Raw genomic sequence first — 23288 nt, 5'->3', positions numbered from 1 at the left:
CCCCCTTTAATACGGCAAACGGATTAATAATTCCGTTCCTTTGCCAATTTCACTTACCCAATCAGCCGTGCCTCCTACGGATTTCGCACGATCTTTAATCGACTGTAAACCCATTGATAATAGCTTGGCATTTTTATCGATGACAAACCCTCGTCCTTCATCACGAATCACGAGTAAAATATCAGTCGCTGTCACCGTAATATAAAGGGCAGCTTCCGTTACGCCTGCATGACGACGCACATTATTAAGTGCCTCCTGCGCCACGCGAAACAGTGTCTCTTCAATACGTGATGGGAATTGCAGAACACCCGAAACCGTTACCTGTAATTTCAATCCCAGCATTTCCGCGTACACTTTAATTGCTTCTAGTAAGCCATTTTCCAAGCCCTTTGGACGTAGTTGCCAAATTAACGCACGCATCTCTGTTAAGGCATCTTGCGTTAAATGCTGAATCTCTTTAAACGTTTCCTTTACATCAGGATCCTCGCTCATTTCAATACCTGCTCTAGCCGTTAACGTAACAGAAAATAGTAACTGATTCACAGAGTCATGTAAATCACGTGCTAACCGATTTCGTTCCTTAACGAGTGCCATTTCTTGTTCTTGCTTCGTTAGTAAAATACGCTTAATGGCTGATCCCATTTGAAAAGCCACCGACTCAAGTAATGCGAGCTCTTCTTCTGAAAAGCGTACGGTATCCTTCGATGCCACATTCAGCACACCAAAGCGTTCTTGCCCCGATTGCAGTGGCACTGTTGCATGATGTGTGATACCTGCATGGTCGCCAACATTCGCTGAAATCGCACTTTCGATGCGCTGGCATTCAATAATATTGGAAGCCTTTTTTAATTCCTCATTGCGATAGCGGGAAACACACCAGCAGCCACCCTTTTGCAAATAGTGACAACTTCTATGTTCAAGCGCCTCTGGCAAATTTTCATGAACAACGAGCTCAGAGCGCCCCTTTTCATCAATAAAAAAAATCCAGCCGGTTTCAAAATTCGTTCCATTTAAAAATTGCACGAGTGCCCCTTTTAGCATCGTGACAATTTCAGTTTCTTCATTTAATAGTTCAGCGATTTCTTTTAAAATACTGATATTTGAATGTTCTGCTTCTTTCACAAAAACACCTCTTCTTCGGCATCTGTTACTTCTATCATATCACTTCCCGCCTGTTTCGTAAGGAGAAAGCCATTCATACTTTTGACTGATTTGATGGACCATAATAAATCAGTCTACATAATTAATTTACTTCTAAATTTGAAACCTCTATAATCGAACAAGTAAATGCATTACTTAAGGAGAGTTGCATATGTCTAAAAAAGTAGAGAATAGCTTACTATTCATTTGGATTGTGTCTATCGTTGCAACGTTTGGATCGCTTTATTTTTCTGAAATTCGTGGCTATGAGCCTTGTAAAATGTGTTGGATTCAACGAATTTTCATGTATCCAATTGTTATTATGACAACTATTGCTTTTATTCAAAAAAATGCTCGTATTGCGCTAACAACTGCTGTATTTGCAATTATGGGTGGTTCTGTATCGCTCTATCATTACGGCATTCAAAAAATTAGCTTTTTATCAGAGTCTGCACCGTCCTGTGGTATGGTGTCATGTACTGGTCAATACATTAACTGGTTTGGCTTTATCACGATCCCATTCTTAGCACTAACTGCATTCATCTTAATCGCAGGTGCTAGCTTCTATTTAATGAAAGCTGAAAAAATGGCAAAATAATAACCAAAAATCTTAAAAAAGCCGTGTTCTACTAATGGAATACTGCTTTTTTTACGGAGGAATATCTATGTTTCAATATGAAATCATCGAAAATAAATTAACAATTGAAGAATTGTTACGTAACAATTGGCGCCTTGGTAAAAAACTTGTACACGAACTACGTATGGCAAAGGCTGTCACAACAACAGACGGCGAGCCAATTCAGTGGAATGATCCACTTCCCGCTGGAACAGTTGTTAAATTCGCATTCCCTGTCCCTGCTTCAAGCTATAAACCGACTCCGGTTTGTGCCATTGACATTGTTTACGAGGATGATCATTGTTTAATCGTGTCAAAACCTAAAGGCATGTCAACACATCCAAATGATGAACGGGACACACATACTTGTATGAATCATGTGATGGCGCATGTACAGGAAAATGGCGGTGTCTATGCCGAGCATGTACATCGTCTAGACCAAGGTACAAAGGGTTTACTACTTGTTGCTAAACACCCACTAGCAAAATCAATTTTTGACCGTATGATTGAGGAAAAATCTATTATTCGTATGTATGCTGCAGAGGTGCAGGGAAATTTACGTTCAACATCTGGTACGATTGCTGAACCTATAGGGAAAGACCGTCATCATGCTACTCGTCGTGTCGTTTCTCACACTGGGCAGCACGCTGTTACACATTATGAAGTAGTGGCACGCTATAAACATTCATGTGTCGTTCATCTTATTCTAGAAACAGGACGCACACATCAGATCCGCGTACACATGGCACATATTGGACATCCAATCATCGGAGATACGATGTATGACGCTCGCGAAACTGAAAGTGGTGACTATGAATTACATGCAATTCAATTAGAGTTTGAACATCCATTCTTAAATAAACGCATCATTGTGAAAGATACCGTTCAATAACAAACATTCAGCCGCTAACAGGACTAAGTTAGCGGTTTTTTTATATTTTAAAATATAAATATATTATTTTTATATTATTTACATAAATTTAACTAAAATATTATTATTATATTTCCATAAATGGTAATGACGACGCATTTTTTTCATGATAGAATAATATTGAATTGTCAGTCATCTGACGTAAATGAGGGAGGAATTCATTGATGAAATGGGTTAAAAGTGTTGCTGCAACTACACTCGTTGCAAGTTTACTAGCTGTACCAGGTTTCCAAACCGTACAAGCAGAGGAAACGACAACAACAACTACTGCAAAAGAAGGTTTTAAATTAACAATTCTACACTCAAATGACACACATGCGCATGTAGAAGCCGCACCACAACGAGCTACGAAAGTAAAAGAACTCCGAGAAGCAAATGAAAACTCATTACTTTTAGACGCTGGTGATGTATTCTCAGGTACTCTATACTTCAATCAATTCACTGGAGAAGTTGATATGAAGTTAATGAACTTAATGGGTTACGATGCAATGGTATTCGGTAACCATGAATTTGATTTAGGGTCAAGCCCTGAAGGACATGCAGCACTTGCGAAATTTGTAAAAGGTGCTAATTTCCCTTTACTAGGTAGTAATCTAGATTTCTCAAAAGACTCATTATTTAATGGATTACAGCTCCAAACAGTTACTAAAGATTTCGAAAACGGTAAAATCTACAACGGTATTATTAAAGATATCAATGGAGAAAAAGTTGGTATTTTCGGTTTAACAACAGAAGAAACACCATCTATTTCTAGTGTTGCTAATGTTCAATTTGCGAAATACATCGATTCTGCGAAACAAGCTGTGGCTGAATTTGAAAAACAAGGTGTAGACAAAATTATCGCACTTACACATTTGGGCTTTGATGATTCGAAAGATTTTGACAATGATCAATTATTAGCTTCAGCTGTAGAAGGTATTGACGTGATCGTAGGTGGTCACACACATACAAAATTAACAAAAGCTGTTGAAGCTAAAACTTCTTTCAAAAACCCAACAATCATCGTACAAACGGGGCAATATAGTGAAAACTTAGGTGAGCTAGACCTTACATTCAGCGATAACGGCGCTGTTGTAGAATATTTAGGTCAACTTCATGCCCTAAATGATAAAGATAAACCTGTAGAAGCTGATGCAGAAGCTGCGGCACTTCTTGCACCATACACTGAGAAAATTTCTGCAGTGAAGCTACAATCTACTGGTAACAAAGCTGTAACTACATTAGACGGTAAACGTGGCATTTGGGGCGTTCGCGCGGGTGAAACAAACCTTGGTAATGTCATTACTGATGGTATGCTAGCTGGTGCTAAAAAAATTGACCCTGAAGTACAATTTGCCTTCTCAAATGGTGGTGGTATCCGTGCTGGCATCGACGCTGGTGATATTACGGTAGGTGAAGTCATGACAGTGATGCCTTTCGGTAACGCACTAGGTATCGTGAAAATGACAGGTGCAGAAATCTATGAAATCGCTGAGCATAGCGTAAAAGACTTCCCGAAAGAATTTGGTGGCTTCTTACACTTCTCTGGTTTACAAGTACAGTTTGATGGTAAAGCAGAAGCAGGCAAACGTGTGAAATCTATTACTCTAAATGGGAAAGAACTAGATAAAGGAGCTACTTATAAAGGTGCAACAAATACATTCACTGCTAAAGGCGGCGACGGTTTCGAAACTTTAGCAAAAGTTTATGCAGATGGTCGTGTTAGTGAGCCTGGTACGATTGATTTTGAAATGTTCATTGAGCATTTAAACTCTCTTAAAAATGTAGATGCTAAAGTAGAAGGTCGCATTATTGCTACAATCCCATTCACAGATATTAAAAAAGGCTCTGAAACAGAAGGTTATGTACGTGACCTTTACTACCGTGATTTAACACAGGGTACTTCAGCAACTACTTATTCGCCAAATGCTAACTTATCACGTGCACAAGCGGCATCATTCATCGCACGTGCATTAAAACTTGAAGCAAAAGGTAATGTAGTATTCTCAGATATTACTAGTTTAGAAGAAGCTACACAAAAAGAGATTACAGCACTTGCTGAAGCTGGTATCGTAAAAGGCCAAAACGGTAAATTTGATCCTGCAGCGAAAGTAACACGCTCACAGCTAGCTCTAATGTTTGCGCGAGCATATGAGTTACAAAACGATACAAAAACTGGATTAACAGCTGACTTTAGCGATATCGCTGCTTATAATGTTGAAACACAAAATGCAATTGCTTTAGTGAAAGATCTTGGCATTGCTAGCGGTTCTAATGGTAAATTCATGCCTGGGAACAAAGCTACACGCGCACATATGGCAAAAATGCTTTCGAATTACATTCCTTTTGTAAAAGAAACGAAATAATTGCCTACTAAAAAGCCCGCTTCTCATCATAGAGAGCGGGCTTTTTTTCTTAAAAGTCGAATTTAAAGTTATCTGGATCCTGACCAAAACGCTGATTACGATTTAAAGCATGCAATTTTTCCATTTGCACTGGTGTTAATTCAAAATCAAAAATTTGTGCATTTTCCTCTATACGACTAGGTGTTACAGATTTCGGAATAATAATTGTATCATTTTGTAAATGCCAACGTAAAACAACCTGCGCCGCCGTCTTCCCTACTTCCTGAGCGATTTCAAGAATAGCAGGATCATTTAGCACTCCACCGCGGCCAAGTGGCGACCAAGCTGTTACAGCAATTTTATGTTCACGACAAAACGCCTTTAATCCGTCTTGCTGTAAATACGGATGCACTTCCACCTGATTAACCATTGGTGCAATATTCGCCTTGGCTAGTAGCTTTTCTAGATGGTGCTCATGGTGGTTAGAAACGCCGGTAGCACGAATTAGTTTTTCATCATATAAACGTTGAATAGCGCGATACGTTTCTTCAAATGTTTCCGGAACTGCCCAGTGTGTTAAATATAAATCTAGATAATCCAAGTTCAATTTTTTCAATGATACTTCAAAAGCACGTAACGTTGCATCATAGCCATGGTCACTATTCCAAACTTTTGTCGTCACGAATATATCTTCTCGCGCAACACCAGAATAACGAATTGCTTCTCCTACTTCTACCTCATTGCCATATAAAGAGGCAGTATCAATCGCGCGATACCCAACTTTTAGTGCCTTGTCGATAGCCTGAAGTGTTTCTTCTCGCTCCGTCATTTTGTATACGCCTAAGCCAAGGCGAGGCATTTCGATACCATTTGTTAATGTTTTCGTTGATTGTAAATTCACACGCTCCAACCCCTTTCTTTTCCTAGTACCATTATACAAAATATTGTATTTAAGAAAAGTGGTATAGCATCGATGATTTTAGCTTTTTTTATTATCTCGTTTTTCATCTTCATTGAGTTGGATAGGATCTGCAATGCGATTATCCTCAGCCAATTCTACACCATCGCGCATACGTTCCATTTGTTTTCCCAACTCTTTTACCTCTTCAAAATTTGCTGCCATAGTACCATTTTCGATATTCGGAACTTTTTTCTCCATTTTCATCACCTCTAGTATAGTTTTCCCTAAAACTTTATAGATGAACCATTTCTGACATATTTTATTCAGTAAGATCATTTCATTTTTATGGGAAATAGGCTATACTAAATAGAGATTTCTTTACAAACATGAGGAGGGTTCTTCCATGAGTTTATTATTAATTATTGGTGTTTCAGCTGCTTTCCTTGCTGCTATTTTCACTGCTGGTTACGAAGGCAACTACAAAGCGGACAAATAATACCTTGAGAAAGACACTAAGTATGCTGACATACTTAGTGTTTTTCTTAATTTAAGAGAAGTAGCCTAAATGGTTACTTCTCTTTTTTGGTGAGAAAATAGTATTGCTTGACATTAATCACTTTATAAAATATACTTACTTACACAAAGTAAGTTGATAATTAATAATAACTACAATTCGGAGGCAAACTATTATGCACTTTCATGAAAAACCTAATACGTACGTTACAAATGTAGAAATTAAAGTAAGGGATTTACAACGTTCTTTAAAATATTATCAAGAGGTAATTGGCTTTAAAATTTTAACTGTGGAAACAAAAAAAGCAACTTTAACAGCAGATGGCCAAACAGCGTTACTAACAATTGTCCAACCTGATGCTGTTGAAGAAAAAACAGGTTTCACAACTGGGCTATATCACTTTGCGCTGCTATTACCAACACGCCGTGACTTAGCAAACATTATCACACATTTCCGTCAAACTGGCGTCTACTTTGGTGCATCAGATCATGATGTGAGCGAAGCACTTTATTTACAGGATCCAGATGATAATGGCATTGAAATTTATATTGACCGTCCAGAAGAAAATTGGACTTGGACATCTGATCAGGTCCATATGGTGACAGATCCGTTGAATATTCCAGCTATTTTAGCCGAAGCAAATGGAGAATGGAATGGACTACCTGCTGGTACTGTTATGGGACATATTCATTTATCTGTTTCTAGCTTAAGTGCTGCAGAAGAATTTTATACGAAGGGCTTAGGTTTTGACGTCGTAACTCGCTACGGTGGGCAGGCATTATTCATCTCTACTGGTCGCTATCATCACCATATAGGCTTAAACACTTGGTATTCTGAAAATGCACCTAAACTTGGCGAAAACCAAATTGGCTTAAAAACATATTCACTAATTTTAGACAACGAAGCACAAGCAGCAAATATGAAAGAAAATCTACGAGCAATTGGTGCACCTGTCATTGAGTTTGATGGCGGATTCCAAACAGAAGACCCTGCTGGTAACGTAGTTTTACTAAAATTTTAGAAAATAATTACGAATAAAGAAAAAGCAACTCTCACTTTAAAAATGTGAGAGTTGCCTTTTTCGTTTTGTTCCGTTCGATTTTCAATTTAATCCGGGATACCCCTGCTGACGCAATGCTTCGTAGATTACGATTGCAGCTGTATTCGATAAGTTCAATGAACGCACATGCTCACTTTGCGGAATACGTAAACACATATCACGACGCTCGTAAGCAAAATCCTTTGGTAGACCAGTAGTCTCCTTACCAAACATAAAGTAAATATCACGGTCCTTATCACTAAAGTCATGCGTCGTGAAAGGCTCTTCGCTATATGTTTCGATTAAATACAAATCTCCGTTTTTAGATACTTCTAAAAAATCTTCAAGCGAATCATGATACACAACATTCACGCTATGCCAGTAATCTAAGCCGGCACGCTTTAACATTTTATCGTCTGTAGAGAAACCAAGTGGACGAATTAAATGTAGGGATGTATTGGTACCAGCACAAGTACGTGCAATATTACCTGTATTTGCTGGAATTTCTGGTTGATATAAAACGATATGCAATGGCATAACGGCACACTTCCTTAACTAAAAAATTGTAAACCTTTATCAATTTCAACGAGTACTTCCTCGTCTTGTTCCTTATCTTTCGCCGTGAGTAACGCTGCTTCTGCGACGTCTCCACCAATCTTGCCTAATGCCCACGCTGCCGTTCCTCGGATAACAGGACGACTATCCTTTTCAAGTAGCGCCACTAAATCCGGCACAGCCGCTTCTTCTTTAAAATGGGCAAGTGCAAAAATAGCATTACGTTGAATCGGCTTTTTCCCACGCCAAGATCCTGAAACATGCCCAAACTTCTCTTTAAATTCACGATTTGAAATCGTGAGCAGTGGCACAAGTAATGGCTTTGCTAGCTCTGGATCAGGCTTAAACTCCTCATGAATCCAATTAATCTTCCCTTTATTTTTCGGGCAAACGGTTTGGCATGTATCACAGCCATACAAACGATTACCAATATGTGAGCGAAACTCGTCTGGTAAACTACCCTTCGTCTGCGTCAAAAAGGCAATACAACGCTGAGAGTCAAGCTGCCCTCCTTCAATTAAGGCACCAGTTGGACAAACATCAAGGCATAAGCGACAATCACCGCATTCATCCTCCATCGGTGTATCCGGTGCAAAAGGAATATTCGTAATAAGTTCTCCTAAATACACGTAAGAACCAAATTCAGGCGTAATAATAGAGCAGTTTTTGCCACTCCAACCAATACCAGCACGCTCCGCAACAGCACGATCAACAAGTGCTCCTGTATCAACCATCGATTCAATACGCACACCCTCTATGCGCTCTTCTAGCCAATCTTTTAACAGCGTCAACCGTTCACGCAAAGCCGTGTGATAATCGATACCCCAAGAAGCACGGCAAAAAATCCCACGTCTTGCTCCCTTCTTGCCAACAGGAGCATCCTGCATACGTGACGGATAGGCTACTGCAATGGCCACGATACTTTCTGCACCGTCAAGTAGTTGCAATGGTTCTGTTCGTTTATCAATATCTGCTTCCTCAAAACCCGATTGATAGCCAAGTTCTTGCTGACGTCGCAGTCGATTTTTTAATTCAGTAAACGGAGCTGCCGTTGTGAAGCCAATTTTGTCGACCCCAATGGATTGTGCATACGCCACAAATTCACTTTGTAATTCACGTATGTTCATTTTTATTCCAACTCCTTACATGATACAATAATAGAAATATATAAAGTAGGTGATGATTCTATGGAAGTTTCACTACATCCATCTCTTTCTACACAACATCCCGAACTTAAAATCGGCATTATCCATTATACCAAAATTGTCGTAGCAGAATCGCCTCAAATGATTAAAGGGCGTATGCAATTGTATCAGGAAAATTTGTATTTAGAAATGCAAGAAACACCTGTGACAGAACGCGCAGGTATTGCAGAATGGCGCAAGTTATGGAAAAAGCTCGGTGCAGATCCAAACCGTTATCGTCACGCTGCGGAAAGCCTCATGCGTCGTGTTGGTAAACAAAACTATATTACACCGTTTCATTCGGGTGTTGATTTAAATAACTTCTTCTCATTGCAATACGAAATTCCAATCGGTATTTACGATGTCGCTCATATTAAAGGCAACGTGGAAATTGCGCTTGGGAATGAAGAAACTGGCTATGAGGGTTTAAATGGCCGCTTCAATTCGCTACAAAACATTCTATATAGTCGAGATGAAGAAAGTGCATTTGGCTCACCATTCGTCGATTCAAAGCGAACTGCTGTAACAGAAGAAACGACTGAGGCTTTGCATATCTTCTATCTTCGACCATCTTTATCAAACGAAGAAGCAGAAAAACTACTAGCTTCTGCTGGAAGAATGTTTAACCAAATCCATGGCGGTGATTATGCCACTGCCCTCTTAACAAATGTAACACCAACTACTACACTATAAAGGATGTGTTTTCATGACAATTAATCTTGCAGAAGCAGTCAAATTGAAAAGTGTTTTAGCTAAAAAGGTGCAGGAGCTGATAGGTGAGTTGCATCGTAGTGCCTTTGTGACCGTTGAAAAAGGACAAACGCCAAAAACAAGTAATCGCTCAATGACGACAATTGAGACTGAGCTTGCGCAGGTTCGACTTGATATGCGTACATTAGACCGCCTTGTATATGGAGCAAACATTCAAAATACAGTCGAATTTAAAAATGAAAAGCTAGCCCTTGTCGAAGCGATTGAGCTAGCAACACAACTCCGGGCAGAAGCTGAGCTCTGTAAGCAATTTAGCATGCACGAAAAAGAAACAGTGCGTATGGGCTATGGTGAAGGTACTATGCTTTATGAAGTCGCATTATATGAACCAGAAGAGTACCGTGAACGTGCCGCTACGCTTGAAAAAGATGCACATAAGCTCTCAAATTTAATTAATGCAAAAAACTACAGTGTCGAAATTAACTTCGACGATTCTCGCTATTTCTAAACTCGGGGCGGTGAGACTCCAATCCGAGATGGATGTGCTGTTTTCGACGCCCTACTTATAAGTAGACAACCTTACTAAACCAATAACATGTCACCTGTTACTTTATGACCGATGACCAATAACCAACTAAAGGCAACGGCCATACTCCAAACAAGCATGTAATTTAGTCGAAAATGCCATTCATAAACCTCTCTTGCACCTTGTGTGTAAGAGGGGTTTTTATGTATAAAAAGGGCACGATGTAAACCGTATTAAAAAAACTTTCTGCAGGAATTATTCTGCAGAAAGCTCTTCTATTTAATGTACGCCAGGTAAAATTCGCAATACCTTTTCCTTGGCATCTAAAATAGCTTCAACACCTAGTGGAATAGCAATATTCGTTGTTTCATGCCCAATTTTAAAACCAGCTACTACTGGTACTTCTAAATCAGCAAAGTACTCTTCCATTAGCGTTAGTAACTCAGCTTCATCCGCTTCTGTTTGTGTAAATGAGCCAATCACAACGCCTGCTAAATGATCCAATTTTCGTGCCTGCTTTAACTGTTGCAGCATAGAATCAATACGAGGAATTGTTTCTGCAATATCTTCTAAAACAAGAATTTTTCCTTCCGTCCGAATTTCAAACTTCGTACCAAGCGTACTAACAAGCCGTCTTAAATTACCGCCTGTGAGTTGGCCACGTGCCACTCCTGACGCTATTGTAGTCAGAGGCGAAATTATTTCTGTATACTGCACTTCCATAGGGGTAAACAACTGTAAAAACATCTTTTTCGAAATCTCATCCATCTTTCGCGTTGTCATAATCATCGGCCCGTGAAATGTCACTAAATCTGAAAATTCATTAATCGCTATGTGCATATATGTAAGGTCTGAAAATCCCCAGAAAATTTTCGGATTTTCTGTTAATAGCGTATAGTCGATTTTCTCTGCAATACGTGCACAACCATAGCCACCTCTCACACAAAAAATCGCCTTAACCTCAGGGTCCTCAACCATTGCATGAAAATCAGCTAGTCTCTCTTCATCCGTACCTGCTAAATACTTGTACTTTGCGCCAATAGTTGAACCAACTTTATAACGTAATCCAAGCTCATCTAAAAATGCCAACGCTTCACCTAATTCTTCTACCTCTACGGCACTCGATAATGCTACGAGTCCAACTGTGTCACCCTTCACTAAATGTGGTGCTGTACTTTTCACCGTAACCCCTCCTGTTCTTTTTATCATTCTAGCATATGCACATACGCAAAGCTTCGTCATACCACTGATTATTGCAAACAGTAACGTCAATAATTGACGGTAGTATTCTGACTATTAAAGGAGTTTTATGACCATGAAAATTCCTCCGTCCACACTATTACTACTCGCTACACTTTTATGAGGTGGTAATTTTGTTATTGGTCGTGCCGTAAGTGGGTCATATCACCACTTACACTTGCCTTCCTACGCTGGTGTGTCACCTTCATCATCTTCTTACCGAATGCTTATGGCAGCTTAAAACGTGACAGGCGCATGCTCAATGCACATTGGCCCCATCGTTCTTATTCTTTCTTTCACTGGAGTTGCTGCATTCAATGCGCTTGTTTATATCGGCTTACATTACACAACTATCCAGTAAAAATAGATAAACGCAGACTTCGTTTATTCGAAGTCTGCGCTTATTTTAATTATTTCGTACCGCCATAAATAACAGTTACATTTGGATGATTCAATAATTGGCTCGCTGGGAAATCCTCTGTCACGACACCACTACGTAACTTCTCCATCGCCTCTAACTTTTTCGCACCAAAGGCAATTAATACAATAGCCTTTGCATTCATAATGGACTGAATACCCATCGTAATTGCATGTGTTGGTACATCTGCTGGGTTATCAAAATAAATTGCATTTTCTGTACGTGTTGACTCTGTTAGCTCTACAATATTCGTTAATGAAGTAAACGGCGTGCCTGGCTCATTAAAACCGATATGCCCGTTTACGCCAATACCTAATAATTGCAAATCAATGCCTCCAGCTTCCGCAATACGTGCATCATATGCCTGACATTCAATCGCTAAATCTGCCGCCTTGCCATTTGGTAGATGAATGTTTTCTTCCTTCACATCCACATGATTAAATAAAACGTCATGCATAAATGTCCAATAACTTGCAGGGTTAGACTGCTCCAATCCAACATATTCATCTAAGTTAAACGTCTTCACATCTTTAAATGAAATTTGTCCAGCTTGCTGACGCTTTACTAATTCCTCGTACATCCCTACTGGTGAACCACCTGTTGCTAAACCTAAAACACTATCTGGTTTTGCTTGTAGTTGTGCCGTGAAAATATTGGCAGCAACCTCACTCATTTCATCATATGAATTGACTTCAACCCACTTAATGGTATTCTTCATTACACTCGTCATATATTTACCTACCTTATAAGCATTTTTATTGTTAATTTCAAATGGATAATATCCCACTACATAAAAGCTAACAAATTAATATTACAATTTATTGCTCTACATTACTATTATTTTCTTTCGCTAACTTTCGACGTGTATTCTTTGTAAATTTCGGTTATGTTAAATAGTAAGGAAGCGAGGCGACATTTCATGAATGCACACATACAACAATATTTACAGCATATTAAATTTCAAGGATCTATAGAACCGTCTATTAAACTACTAGGTCATTTACAAACATGCCATCTCCACGCAATCCCATACGAAAATTTAGATGTCTCCATGAAACGAGGCATATCATTCTCTATTCCTAATTTATTTAAAAAACTGATTGTTCAAAAACGCGGCGGGAATTGTTTTGAACTTAATATACTTTTTAGTTGGCTACTACGTGAACTTGGCTTTTCTGTAAAAAATCGCTACGCACAATTTTGGCGCAATATAGATGCAGATACACCACTAGAAAATGTACCGATGCACCAGCTACTCGTCGTGACATTTGCAGGACTTTCTTATATAACAGATGTCGGCGTTGGGGCTCTAGCTCCATGTAAGCCTGTCCCACTCCTTGCTGGGCATAAGCACCGAGAAGGTAATGAGCTCTATAAGATCGAACAAGATGATACATACGGCTGGATGCTGTACGAACAAACTTCTCACGATTGGCGTTTACTTTATAGCTTTACTGATGATGCAAGTGATGCTAAATTTGCCCCAAGACTTTCTACACAACCGAACAAAATTGCCATGATTCGAACTGCTCGTGGTCGCAATACGATGTTGAACAATGAATTCCGCATTTACGAAGGTAATACCTTAACAACCTATACCACTCACACTGAGCAAGAATGGCAACAAGCGCTAAAGCGTTATTTCCATATTTCTATTACGTAGGAAAAAGGGTGCTTCTTAACTTTACGTTAAAGATGCATCCTTTTTCATTTAATAGGCTGTGCGTTTAAGAAGCTCGTAATTATTTTTTCCGTTTTTCATCTGCTTTATTAAGCCTACGTTATCTGCATAGTAATACACATTCACATCACTGTTAAATACAGTCGTTTCTTCAAGAATAACGACATTCTTATAGGTTACTCCTCCTGCTTGATGTGTAGCATTTGTATCGTTCACCGTTATGCGGACACCGCTACTTATACCTTCATCATCTTCATGCTTAATAATGCCTATTCTTAGAGGCAGCTCTATATACAAATCATAATGAGAGCTAAAATCTTGAGCAATTGCTTGCCCATAAACGGAACCCCCATCGTATAGCAATTCATCATTAAATAGTTTATTATTCGTCGTATTGGTAATCGTCCAGATATCATTTTTATCATCATTACGGCTATACTGATAATTTAATATATACGTCTGATTATCCTCAGGTGATTTGAAGGCATAAGTGTACATATAGTTACGATCCTTCATTATTTTAAGTTTTGTAACTGTTAAGGCTCTTGCCAAAAATGCTGAAAAATGGGCCCGTTTCAGTGTTACCTTTGGCTTAAATGTACCATCCCGATAGCCCCTCGTGATACTATTATTCGCCACTGCAGAAATAGCCTGATAGCCATCTGTATTCTTCGTAACATCTTCAAAATGATACGGATCCGAACCTTTTAAATGAAATGCCCTTTGCAAAATAAGAGCCATCGTTCCTCTTGAAATCGTAGCACCTGGGTTGAAATTATGCGCAGACTGAAAAATCCCTGCACTGTGAGCGGCTGCTATTTCTTTGTAATAAATATGGGTCACGGGTATGTCTTGATAATTAGGGTTTTTTATATTAGATGTGTTCAATCCTAATGCACGTGTTAATAGTACCGCTACTTGTGCTCTCGTCACATTATTATTAGGCTTAAAAGAACCATCAGGATAACCCTTTATAATCTCTCTATCTACTAAATAATCAATTTCTGTTATTAACGTATGGTTCCTAGTCACATCATTAAAACTCGCTGCATCAACCTGTTCAATTGGCGACACCCAAACAAAAATCATAGACAGACATATCACCGCAACAATTTGTTTCATAGCTTTCACTCCTATTTAGTATTCCTTATTCTTATACTATTCACCTTCCCCTTGATTTAAAAACAATTTTTAAAAGTGATTTAAAAAACTTTCAAATAAGTCTTTTTTTTGAACCTACTTAAAAAGTTGTCCTACTTTGTAATCCTTAATAATCTCAGCAATTTCCTTTGTCTGCTTTACATACTGTAACGCTGTCACAAAACCATTTAATCTCGCCTCAGCCCTTACGAAATTTAATAAGGACACAGATGTTTGTTGGCGTTCATATTCAACATACATCGACTTTGTTTCTTCTTTATAGGATTTATACAATGTTTTCAATTCCATAACATCACCCATATTTCTTTTGAATCTACATCAAGATTTTAGACAATCTAATTTTAGGTACTGCATGATTTTGCTTGGTATCAGACTTGATGAATATGACCTTTCTATATGAATAGAAAGGCGTTTAACGGCGTACAGTATTGTTTGTTTCATATTGTATGTTCACCTTGATTTTGTTCAGGTCCCTATCAATTTTGGAAATTAGCATATGTAATTCTTCATTTTCTGAAGCGGCAAAAGTTTCGCCTCTTTGTTTGCTTAAAGAAACGGTTTGATTAATCAGCCTCAGACAAGATTTAATCAGTGCCAAGTCAGTTTTGATTGCTTCTTTGCTTAAAATGTCGACTTCTTCCACCTATACTCACCTCCTACAAATATAATTCGACATTGGAATTAATTTACCTACCAACAATAGGAATATTAAACTAAATAAACAATCACACTAGTGTTAACCAGTGCGAGCAGTACCGCATAATCCATGTGCTTGCTAAAAGTGAATATTAATATTCACAAAACAAACAAATTAAATGGAGGAAAAATAAAGTGACAAATAGAATTAGTTTGCAAAGAAATGAAACCTATTTTCAAACGGTACGCTGAGGTATATTTTGCTCTACTGTATATGAACGGAGACTTAGGCTTCGTATTTTCGTCCACATATCAAAAAGTCCAGGTTGAAGAAAAATGGGGCCATTCAGAAATAAAACAAGCTAAAGTCGAAAGATTGTTAGATGTAGTGAAAATCAACGAGGAAAATTATAAGCATGAAAATACTTATATTAAAATATTAGAAAGATGGTCAAAAAAACGATTTTTCTAAAGCTGTCGAAGACCATAATACTGTTTGGAAGCTTCAAGATGGAACAATCGGAGAAGCATATCGCTTGCTAACATCTGTTGAGGAAGAGCGATACATACAAAAGCATTTCAAAAAATAGCGCCCAGCGACGGGTGCGTTTCTCGTCTGCTTATTACACATTACCCCCGTACATTATTAGTGGTAAATCTGTAGTGTAAATGATAAAAAAAAAGCTCCACACAATTAAGTGTGAAGCTTTTAATAATAGCATTTGCTAAATAGATTGTGATACCGAAGGTGGGACTCGAACCCACACGCCTCGCGGCATCGCATTTTGAGTGCGACGTGTCTGCCATTCCACCACTTCGGCATGTTGCTAATAGATAAAAAAAATCGGATTATCCGATTAATAATTACAGTATATTATGGAGGCGGCAACCGGATTTGAACCGGTGGTAGAGGTGTTGCAGACCTGTGCCTTACCACTTGGCTATGCCGCCGTAAAAGTTAAAATGGAGCGGAAGACGAGGTTCGAACTCGCGACCCCCACCTTGGCAAGGTGGTGTTCTACCACTGAAGTACTTCCGCAATAGATGGCTGGGGTACCTGGATTCGAACCAGGGCATGACGGAATCAAAATCCGTTGCCTTACCGCTTGGCTATACACCAAAAGATAATTTTATATAAAAATGGGGCGACTGATGGCAATCGAACCCACGAATGCCTGAACCACACTCAGGTGCGTTAACCACTTCGCCACAACCGCCATATAACTATATTTTTGAAATTTAAATTAAATGAGGCGACTGATGGGAATCGAACCCACGAATGCCGGAACCACAATCAGGTGCGTTAACCACTTCGCCACAACCGCCATAAAATTAATTGGCAGGGGCAGTAGGAATCGAACCCACATCAAAGGTTTTGGAGACCTCTATTCTACCGTTAAACTATGCCCCTGTAAAACAAANTAAATTAAATGGGGCGACTGATGGGAATCGAACCCACGAATGCCTGAACCACAATCAGGTGCGTTAACCACTTCGCCACAACCGCCATAAAATTAATTGGCAGGGGCAGTAGGAATCGAACCCACATCAAAGGTTTTGGAGACCTCTATTCTACCGTTAAACTATGCCCCTGTAAAACAAAAAAACTGGTGGAGGGGGACGGATTCGAACCGCCGAACCCTAAGGAGCGGATTTACAGTCCGCCGCGTTTAGCCACTTCGCTACCCCTCCGGGAAATACATGGTGCCGGCTATAGGAATCGAACCCACGACCTACTGATTACAAGTCAGTTGCTCTACCTGCTGAGCTAAACCGGCAAAAAAACATGGTGGGTCAGGACGGAATCGAACCGCCGACACTTAGAGCTTCAATCTAATGCTCTACCAACTGAGCTACTGACCCATATTTTTTATAAAAATGGCGGTCCCGACCGGGATCGAACCGGCGATCTCCTGCGTGACAGGCAGGCATGTTAACCGCTACACCACGGGACCATTTTGGTTGCGGGGACAGGATTTGAACCTGTGACCTTCGGGTTATGAGCCCGACGAGCTACCACTGCTCCACCCCGCGACAATGCTATAAAATTAATGTGATAATGGTGGAGGATGACGGGCTCGAACCGCCGACCCTCTGCTTGTAAGGCAGATGCTCTCCCAGCTGAGCTAATCCTCCATCTGGTTGTTTGAAAATGGTGACCCCTACGGGATTCGAACCCGTGTTACCGCCGTGAAAGGGCGGTGTCTTAACCGCTTGACCAAGGGGCCAATTTGTAATTGTAATCCTAAAGTTTGCTGGCGGAGAGTAAGGGATTTGAACCCTTGAGACAGTGTTAACCGTCTACACGATTTCCAATCGTGCTCCTTCGGCCACTCGGACAACTCTCCAAGAATGGCTCCGAAGGCAGGACTCGAACCTGCGACAACCTGATTAACAGTCAGGTGCTACTACCAACTGAGCTACTTCGGAATAATTTTATGTATAGGCTAGCGACGTCCCACCCCCACCGGGGGAAGCCCCCAACTACCATCGGCGCTAAAGAGCTTAACTTCCGTGTTCGGTATGGGAACGGGTGTGACCTCTTTGCCATCATCACTAGACTATTTGAAAGACAATAATTATTATATCATATTTACTAATAAAATCAAGCGTTTTTTAAAAAAACACTCATTATTCTTTCAAAACTGGATAAACGTTTCATTGATATACAAACTATTTTTGTTTTGGTTAAGTCCTCGATCGATTAGTATTCGTCAGCTACATGTGTCGCCACACTTCCACCTCGAACCTATCTACCTCATCGTCTTTGAGGGATCTTACTTACTTGCGTAATGGGAAATCTCATCTTGAGGGGGGCTTCATGCTTAGATGCTTTCAGCACTTATCCCGTCCACACATAGCTACCCAGCGATGCCTTTGGCAAGACAACTGGTACACCAGCGGTGTGTCCATCCCGGTCCTCTCGTACTAAGGACAGCTCCTCTCAAATTTCCTACGCCCACGACGGATAGGGACCGAACTGTCTCACGACGTTCTGAACCCAGCTCGCGTACCGCTTTAATGGGCGAACAGCCCAACCCTTGGGACCGACTACAGCCCCAGGATGCGATGAGCCGACATCGAGGTGCCAAACCTCCCCGTCGATGTGGACTCTTGGGGGAGATAAGCCTGTTATCCCCGGGGTAGCTTTTATCCGTTGAGCGATGGCCCTTCCATGCGGAACCACCGGATCACTAAGCCCGTCTTTCGACCCTGCTCGACTTGTAGGTCTCGCAGTCAAGCTCCCTTATGCCTTTACACTCTACGAATGATTTCCAACCATTCTGAGGGAACCTTTGGGCGCCTCCGTTACTCTTTAGGAGGCGACCGCCCCAGTCAAACTGTCCGCCTGACACTGTCTCCTGCCCCGCTAAGGGGCATGGGTTAGAATTTCAATACAACCAGGGTAGTATCCCACCGACGCCTCCTTCGAAGCTGGCGCTCCGAGATCTCTGGCTCCTACCTATCCTGTACAAGTTGTACCAAAATTCAATATCAGGCTACAGTAAAGCTCCACGGGGTCTTTCCGTCCTGTCGCGGGTAACCTGCATCTTCACAGGTACTATAATTTCACCGAGTCTCTCGTTGAGACAGTGCCCAGATCGTTACGCCTTTCGTGCGGGTCGGAACTTACCCGACAAGGAATTTCGCTACCTTAGGACCGTTATAGTTACGGCCGCCGTTTACTGGGGCTTCAATTCGCAGCTTCGCTTGCGCTAACCACTCCTCTTAACCTTCCAGCACCGGGCAGGCGTCAGCCCCTATACGTCACCTTACGGTTTTGCAGAGACCTGTGTTTTTGCTAAACAGTCGCCTGGGCCTATTCACTGCGGCTCTCTCACGCTTGCACGCTACCAGAGCACCCCTTCTCCCGAAGTTACGGGGTCATTTTGCCGAGTTCCTTAACGAGAGTTCTCTCGCACACCTTAGGATTCTCTCCTCGACTACCTGTGTCGGTTTGCGGTACGGGCACCTCTCACCTCGATAGAGGCTTTTCTTGGCAGTGTGAAATCAGGAACTTCGTCCATACGGACTCGTCATCACAGCTCAATGTTAAAGAATGCGGATTTGCCTACATTCACACCTTACTGCTTGAACACGCGCAACCAACGGCGTGCTTACCCTATCCTACTGCGTCCCCCCATTTCTCAAACGGTGAGGAGGTGGTACAGGAATATCAACCTGTTGTCCATCGCCTACGCCTATCGGCCTCGGCTTAGGTCCCGACTAACCCTGAGCGGACGAGCCTTCCTCAGGAAACCTTAGTCATACGGTGGACGGGATTCTCACCCGTCTTTCGCTACTCATACCGGCATTCTCACTTCTAAGCGCTCCACCAGTCCTTCCGGTCTGACTTCAACGCCCTTAGAACGCTCTCCTACCACTCACATCATAGATGTGAATCCACAGCTTCGGTGAATCGTTTAGCCCCGATACATTTTCGGCGCAGCGTCACTCGACCAGTGAGCTATTACGCACTCTTTAAATGATGGCTGCTTCTAAGCCAACATCCTGGTTGTCTGTGCAACGCCACATCCTTTTCCACTTAACGATTACTTTGGGACCTTAGCTGGTGGTCTGGGCTGTTTCCCTTTTGACTACGGATCTTATCACTCGCAGTCTGACTCCCGTGTATAAATATCTGGCATTCGGAGTTTGTCTGAATTCGGTAAACCGGGATGGCCCCCTAGTCCAAACAGTGCTCTACCTCCAGTATTCTCAATCACGAGGCTAGCCCTAAAGCTATTTCGGAGAGAACCAGCTATCTCCAGGTTCGATTGGAATTTCTCCGCTACCCACACCTCATCCCCGCACTTTTCAACGTACGTGGGTTCGGGCCTCCAGTAAGTGTTACCTCACCTTCACCCTGGACATGGGTAGATCACCTGGTTTCGGGTCTACGACCACGTACTAATTCGCCCTATTCAGACTCGCTTTCGCTGCGGCTCCGTCTTCTCAACTTAACCTCGCACGTAATCGTAACTCGCCGGTTCATTCTACAAAAGGCACGCTATCACCCATTAACGGGCTCTAACTACTTGTAGGCACATGGTTTCAGGATCTATTTCACTCCCCTTCCGGGGTGCTTTTCACCTTTCCCTCACGGTACTGGTTCACTATCGGTCACTAGGTAGTATTTAGCCTTGGGAGATGGTCCTCCCAGATTCCGACGGAATTTCACGTGTTCCGCCGTACTCAGGATACACTCAGGAGGGAATGAACTTTCGACTACAGGGCTTTTACCTGCTACGGCGGACCTTTCCAAGTCGCTTCGTCTAACTCATTCTTTTGTAACTCCGTATAGAGTGTCCTACAACCCCAAGAGGCAAGCCTCTTGGTTTGGGCTCTTCCCGTTTCGCTCGCCGCTACTCAGGGAATCGATTTTTCTTTCTGTTCCTCCAGGTACTTAGATGTTTCAGTTCCCTGGGTCTGCCTCTATGACGCTATGTATTCACGTCAAAGTACTGTTCTATTAAAAACAGTGGGTTCCCCCATTCGGAAATCTCCGGATCAAAGCTCACTTACAGCTCCCCGAAGCATATCGGTGTTAGTGCCGTCCTTCTTCGGCTCCTAGTGCCAAGGCATCCGCCATGCGCCCTTAATAACTTAACCTACGTTATTAAGCCTAAAAACTTAATTAAAAAAATAAATGTGTTTGTTACTATATCAATGTCGTTTTATCCAGTTTTCAAAGAACAATGTTTTGAAGTGTTTCATCTTGCGATGAACCTTCAAAACTGAACGCAAAACGTAATCTTACAAACCCATGGTTTGTATTCCGAAAATATCCTTAGAAAGGAGGTGATCCAGCCGCACCTTCCGATACGGCTACCTTGTTACGACTTCACCCCAATCATCTATCCCACCTTCGGCGGCTGGCTCCAAAAAGGTTACCTCACCGACTTCGGGTGTTACAAACTCTCGTGGTGTGACGGGCGGTGTGTACAAGGCCCGGGAACGTATTCACCGTGGCATGCTGATCCACGATTACTAGCGATTCCGGCTTCATGTAGGCGAGTTGCAGCCTACAATCCGAACTGAGAACGACTTTATCGGATTAGCTCCCCCTCGCGGGTTGGCAACCGTTTGTATCGTCCATTGTAGCACGTGTGTAGCCCAGGTCATAAGGGGCATGATGATTTGACGTCATCCCCACCTTCCTCCGGTTTGTCACCGGCAGTCACCTTAGAGTGCCCAACTAAATGATGGCAACTAAGATCAAGGGTTGCGCTCGTTGCGGGACTTAACCCAACATCTCACGACACGAGCTGACGACAACCATGCACCACCTGTCACCGTTGTCCCCGAAGGGAAAACTGTATCTCTACAGTGGTCAATGGGATGTCAAGACCTGGTAAGGTTCTTCGCGTTGCTTCGAATTAAACCACATGCTCCACCGCTTGTGCGGGCCCCCGTCAATTCCTTTGAGTTTCAGTCTTGCGACCGTACTCCCCAGGCGGAGTGCTTAATGCGTTAGCTGCAGCACTGAGGGGCGGAAACCCCCCAACACTTAGCACTCATCGTTTACGGCGTGGACTACCAGGGTATCTAATCCTGTTTGCTCCCCACGCTTTCGCGCCTCAGTGTCAGTTACAGACCAGATAGTCGCCTTCGCCACTGGTGTTCCTCCAAATCTCTACGCATTTCACCGCTACACTTGGAATTCCACTATCCTCTTCTGCACTCAAGTTCCCCAGTTTCCAATGACCCTCCACGGTTGAGCCGTGGGCTTTCACATCAGACTTAAAGAACCACCTGCGCGCGCTTTACGCCCAATAATTCCGGACAACGCTTGCCACCTACGTATTACCGCGGCTGCTGGCACGTAGTTAGCCGTGGCTTTCTAATAAGGTACCGTCAAGGTACAGCCAGTTACTACTGTACTTGTTCTTCCCTTACAACAGAGTTTTACGAACCGAAATCCTTCTTCACTCACGCGGCGTTGCTCCATCAGGCTTTCGCCCATTGTGGAAGATTCCCTACTGCTGCCTCCCGTAGGAGTCTGGGCCGTGTCTCAGTCCCAGTGTGGCCGATCACCCTCTCAGGTCGGCTACGCATCGTTGCCTTGGTGAGCCGTTACCTCACCAACTAGCTAATGCGCCGCGGGCCCATCTTATAGCGACAGCCGAAACCGTCTTTTAGTATTTCCCCATGAGAGGAAATAGATTATTCGGTATTAGCCCCGGTTTCCCGGAGTTATCCCAAACTATAAGGTAGGTTGCCCACGTGTTACTCACCCGTCCGCCGCTAACATCAGAAGAAGCAAGCTTCTTCATCAATTCGCTCGACTTGCATGTATTAGGCACGCCGCCAGCGTTCGTCCTGAGCCAGGATCAAACTCTCCATAAAAGTAGTTTGAAAGCTCATTAGCTTTGCTAGCGTATCAACTAAAAGTTGATATCTATTTATTACTTGTGTTTTGTTCACTAACGAAGTTAGTTACTAAAAACGTTATTGATTACGTTTTGCATGTTCAGTTTTCAAGGTTCACTTTTAAGTTGTCGTTTTCAGCGACTTCTTTATATTATCATTCCACTTAGTTTATGTCAACAACTTTTTAAAAAAAGTTTTTCGTTGAGTTTTCTAAGTGTTTTTCGTGATGTCTTAGCGACAATTAATATAATACAATATTGATATATTATTCGTCAACACTTTTTTTAAAAAAAAATCGAGATATTTTTCATACCTCGATTACAAGCATACTATAGACC

Annotated in this window: 18 protein-coding genes, 17 tRNA genes, 3 rRNA genes and 1 pseudogene; 9 read left to right on the top strand and 30 right to left on the bottom strand. The window is 41.7% G+C overall.

Features of this window, described 5'->3' with window-relative positions; all coding sequences use genetic code 11:
• Positions 1-6: 6 nt before the first annotated feature.
• The gene (locus AEA09_RS01005) at positions 7-1122 is read right to left on the bottom strand and encodes a GAF domain-containing sensor histidine kinase (protein ID WP_053582062.1); all 1116 of its coding nucleotides are present in this window, start codon (positions 1120-1122) and stop codon (positions 7-9) included.
• Between the two features lie 190 nt (positions 1123-1312).
• Between AEA09_RS01005 and AEA09_RS01000 the strand changes: the two genes are divergently transcribed.
• The 3 genes from AEA09_RS01000 (at position 1313) to AEA09_RS00990 (ending at position 5032) form a co-directional block, all read left to right on the top strand.
• Complete coding sequence (locus AEA09_RS01000; RefSeq protein ID WP_053582061.1) at positions 1313-1738, top strand: disulfide oxidoreductase; 426 nt, start codon at positions 1313-1315, stop codon at positions 1736-1738.
• A gap of 67 nt (positions 1739-1805) precedes the next feature.
• Positions 1806-2648 (top strand): RluA family pseudouridine synthase, encoded by an 843-nt coding sequence (locus AEA09_RS00995; RefSeq protein WP_053582060.1) that lies wholly within the window; start codon positions 1806-1808, stop codon positions 2646-2648.
• 203 nt (positions 2649-2851) lie between these two features.
• Entirely contained in the window at positions 2852-5032 is a 2181-nt protein-coding gene (locus AEA09_RS00990) for a 5'-nucleotidase C-terminal domain-containing protein (protein ID WP_053582059.1), read from the top strand.
• Positions 5033-5081: 49 nt separating this feature from the next.
• On the opposite strand, the gene AEA09_RS00985 is transcribed toward AEA09_RS00990, so the two are convergent.
• Both AEA09_RS00985 and AEA09_RS00980 read right to left on the bottom strand, forming a co-directional pair.
• Positions 5082-5912 (bottom strand): aldo/keto reductase, encoded by an 831-nt coding sequence (locus AEA09_RS00985; RefSeq protein WP_053582058.1) that lies wholly within the window; start codon positions 5910-5912, stop codon positions 5082-5084.
• Positions 5913-5990: 78 nt separating this feature from the next.
• A complete protein-coding gene (locus AEA09_RS00980) occupies positions 5991-6170 on the bottom strand; it encodes a hypothetical protein (protein WP_053582057.1) in 180 nt (59 codons plus the stop codon).
• 431 nt (positions 6171-6601) lie between these two features.
• Here AEA09_RS00980 and AEA09_RS00975 point away from each other — a divergent pair, with 431 nt between their 5' ends.
• Positions 6602-7447 (top strand): VOC family protein, encoded by an 846-nt coding sequence (locus AEA09_RS00975; protein ID WP_053582056.1) that lies wholly within the window; start codon positions 6602-6604, stop codon positions 7445-7447.
• Between the two features lie 81 nt (positions 7448-7528).
• Here AEA09_RS00975 and trmL read toward each other — a convergent pair whose 3' ends face one another.
• Both trmL and queG read right to left on the bottom strand, forming a co-directional pair.
• On the bottom strand, positions 7529-8002 hold the full coding sequence (gene trmL, locus AEA09_RS00970) for a tRNA (uridine(34)/cytosine(34)/5-carboxymethylaminomethyluridine(34)-2'-O)-methyltransferase TrmL (protein ID WP_053582055.1): 474 nt from the start codon (positions 8000-8002) through the stop codon (positions 7529-7531).
• A 14-nt stretch (positions 8003-8016) separates the two neighbouring features.
• Positions 8017-9147 carry a tRNA epoxyqueuosine(34) reductase QueG gene (queG, locus tag AEA09_RS00965; protein ID WP_053582054.1) on the bottom strand — a complete coding sequence of 377 codons (1131 nt, stop codon included), beginning with the start codon at positions 9145-9147 and terminating at the stop codon, positions 8017-8019.
• Between the two features lie 60 nt (positions 9148-9207).
• On the opposite strand from queG, the gene AEA09_RS00960 reads away from it, so the two are divergent.
• Both AEA09_RS00960 and AEA09_RS00955 read left to right on the top strand, forming a co-directional pair.
• Entirely contained in the window at positions 9208-9897 is a 690-nt protein-coding gene (locus AEA09_RS00960; protein ID WP_053582053.1) for a B3/B4 domain-containing protein, read from the top strand.
• Positions 9898-9910: 13 nt separating this feature from the next.
• Positions 9911-10423 (top strand): hypothetical protein, encoded by a 513-nt coding sequence (locus tag AEA09_RS00955; protein ID WP_053582052.1) that lies wholly within the window; start codon positions 9911-9913, stop codon positions 10421-10423.
• A gap of 297 nt (positions 10424-10720) precedes the next feature.
• On the opposite strand, the gene AEA09_RS00950 is transcribed toward AEA09_RS00955, so the two are convergent.
• Entirely contained in the window at positions 10721-11623 is a 903-nt protein-coding gene (locus AEA09_RS00950; protein WP_082332518.1) for a S66 peptidase family protein, read from the bottom strand.
• 467 nt (positions 11624-12090) lie between these two features.
• On the bottom strand, positions 12091-12804 hold the full coding sequence (nagB, locus tag AEA09_RS00945; protein WP_082332535.1) for a glucosamine-6-phosphate deaminase: 714 nt from the start codon (positions 12802-12804) through the stop codon (positions 12091-12093).
• 213 nt (positions 12805-13017) lie between these two features.
• On the opposite strand from nagB, the gene AEA09_RS00940 reads away from it, so the two are divergent.
• Positions 13018-13761 carry an arylamine N-acetyltransferase family protein gene (locus tag AEA09_RS00940; protein ID WP_053582049.1) on the top strand — a complete coding sequence of 248 codons (744 nt, stop codon included), beginning with the start codon at positions 13018-13020 and terminating at the stop codon, positions 13759-13761.
• A 48-nt stretch (positions 13762-13809) separates the two neighbouring features.
• On the opposite strand, the gene AEA09_RS00935 is transcribed toward AEA09_RS00940, so the two are convergent.
• The 3 genes from AEA09_RS00935 to AEA09_RS00925 all read right to left on the bottom strand — a co-directional run bounded on the left by AEA09_RS00935 (position 13810) and on the right by AEA09_RS00925 (position 15583).
• Complete coding sequence (locus tag AEA09_RS00935; RefSeq protein WP_053582048.1) at positions 13810-14901, bottom strand: S-layer homology domain-containing protein; 1092 nt, start codon at positions 14899-14901, stop codon at positions 13810-13812.
• Between the two features lie 114 nt (positions 14902-15015).
• The gene (locus AEA09_RS00930) at positions 15016-15228 is read right to left on the bottom strand and encodes a hypothetical protein (protein WP_053582047.1); all 213 of its coding nucleotides are present in this window, start codon (positions 15226-15228) and stop codon (positions 15016-15018) included.
• Positions 15229-15352: 124 nt separating this feature from the next.
• Positions 15353-15583: a hypothetical protein gene (locus tag AEA09_RS00925; protein ID WP_053582046.1), complete on the bottom strand. Its 231-nt coding sequence runs from the start codon at positions 15581-15583 to the stop codon at positions 15353-15355.
• 216 nt (positions 15584-15799) lie between these two features.
• Here AEA09_RS00925 and AEA09_RS20565 point away from each other — a divergent pair, with 216 nt between their 5' ends.
• On the top strand, positions 15800-16048 hold the full coding sequence (locus tag AEA09_RS20565; protein WP_053582045.1) for a DUF6241 domain-containing protein: 249 nt from the start codon (positions 15800-15802) through the stop codon (positions 16046-16048).
• Between the two features lie 7 nt (positions 16049-16055).
• Positions 16056-16166, top strand: a pseudogene (locus tag AEA09_RS20560) (DUF6241 domain-containing protein); the annotation flags it as partial.
• Positions 16167-16316: 150 nt separating this feature from the next.
• On the opposite strand, the gene AEA09_RS00915 reads toward AEA09_RS20560, so the two are convergent.
• From AEA09_RS00915 to AEA09_RS00815, 20 genes are all read right to left on the bottom strand, one after another.
• A tRNA-Leu gene (locus AEA09_RS00915) sits at positions 16317-16397 on the bottom strand.
• Positions 16398-16453: 56 nt separating this feature from the next.
• Positions 16454-16527: transfer RNA gene (locus tag AEA09_RS00910), tRNA-Cys, on the bottom strand.
• 13 nt (positions 16528-16540) lie between these two features.
• Positions 16541-16615, bottom strand: a tRNA-Gly gene (locus AEA09_RS00905).
• A gap of 6 nt (positions 16616-16621) precedes the next feature.
• Positions 16622-16696: transfer RNA gene (locus AEA09_RS00900), tRNA-Gln, on the bottom strand.
• Between the two features lie 21 nt (positions 16697-16717).
• Positions 16718-16793 (bottom strand) — tRNA-His (locus AEA09_RS00895).
• Between the two features lie 120 nt (positions 16794-16913).
• Positions 16914-16987, bottom strand: a tRNA-Trp gene (locus AEA09_RS00885).
• 20 nt (positions 16988-17007) lie between these two features.
• Positions 17008-17083, bottom strand: a tRNA-His gene (locus AEA09_RS00880).
• Positions 17084-17095: 12 nt separating this feature from the next.
• A tRNA-Trp gene (locus AEA09_RS00875) sits at positions 17096-17169 on the bottom strand.
• A 15-nt stretch (positions 17170-17184) separates the two neighbouring features.
• Positions 17185-17268: transfer RNA gene (locus AEA09_RS00870), tRNA-Tyr, on the bottom strand.
• A 10-nt stretch (positions 17269-17278) separates the two neighbouring features.
• A tRNA-Thr gene (locus AEA09_RS00865) sits at positions 17279-17354 on the bottom strand.
• A 9-nt stretch (positions 17355-17363) separates the two neighbouring features.
• Positions 17364-17439, bottom strand: a tRNA-Phe gene (locus AEA09_RS00860).
• Positions 17440-17455: 16 nt separating this feature from the next.
• Positions 17456-17531, bottom strand: a tRNA-Asp gene (locus tag AEA09_RS00855).
• Positions 17532-17535: 4 nt separating this feature from the next.
• Positions 17536-17610 (bottom strand) — tRNA-Met (locus AEA09_RS00850).
• Positions 17611-17636: 26 nt separating this feature from the next.
• Positions 17637-17712: transfer RNA gene (locus AEA09_RS00845), tRNA-Val, on the bottom strand.
• A 17-nt stretch (positions 17713-17729) separates the two neighbouring features.
• Positions 17730-17804, bottom strand: a tRNA-Glu gene (locus AEA09_RS00840).
• Between the two features lie 28 nt (positions 17805-17832).
• A tRNA-Ser gene (locus tag AEA09_RS00835) sits at positions 17833-17924 on the bottom strand.
• A gap of 5 nt (positions 17925-17929) precedes the next feature.
• Positions 17930-18006 (bottom strand) — tRNA-Asn (locus AEA09_RS00830).
• A 15-nt stretch (positions 18007-18021) separates the two neighbouring features.
• A 5S ribosomal RNA gene (gene rrf / locus AEA09_RS00825) occupies positions 18022-18137 on the bottom strand.
• A 123-nt stretch (positions 18138-18260) separates the two neighbouring features.
• Positions 18261-21189, bottom strand: a 23S ribosomal RNA gene (locus AEA09_RS00820).
• Positions 21190-21371: 182 nt separating this feature from the next.
• Positions 21372-22926, bottom strand: a 16S ribosomal RNA gene (locus AEA09_RS00815).
• The 16S, 23S and 5S rRNA genes sit together here with 17 tRNA genes alongside, the layout of an rRNA operon.
• Positions 22927-23288: the final 362 nt, after the last annotated feature.

It is taken from the genome of Lysinibacillus contaminans, assembly GCF_001278945.1.
In the GTDB taxonomy this organism is placed as follows: Bacteria; Bacillota; Bacilli; order Bacillales_A; family Planococcaceae; genus Lysinibacillus; species Lysinibacillus contaminans.
Note: the sequence above shows the minus strand (reverse complement) of the source record. Positions and strands in the feature narration are given on the sequence as shown.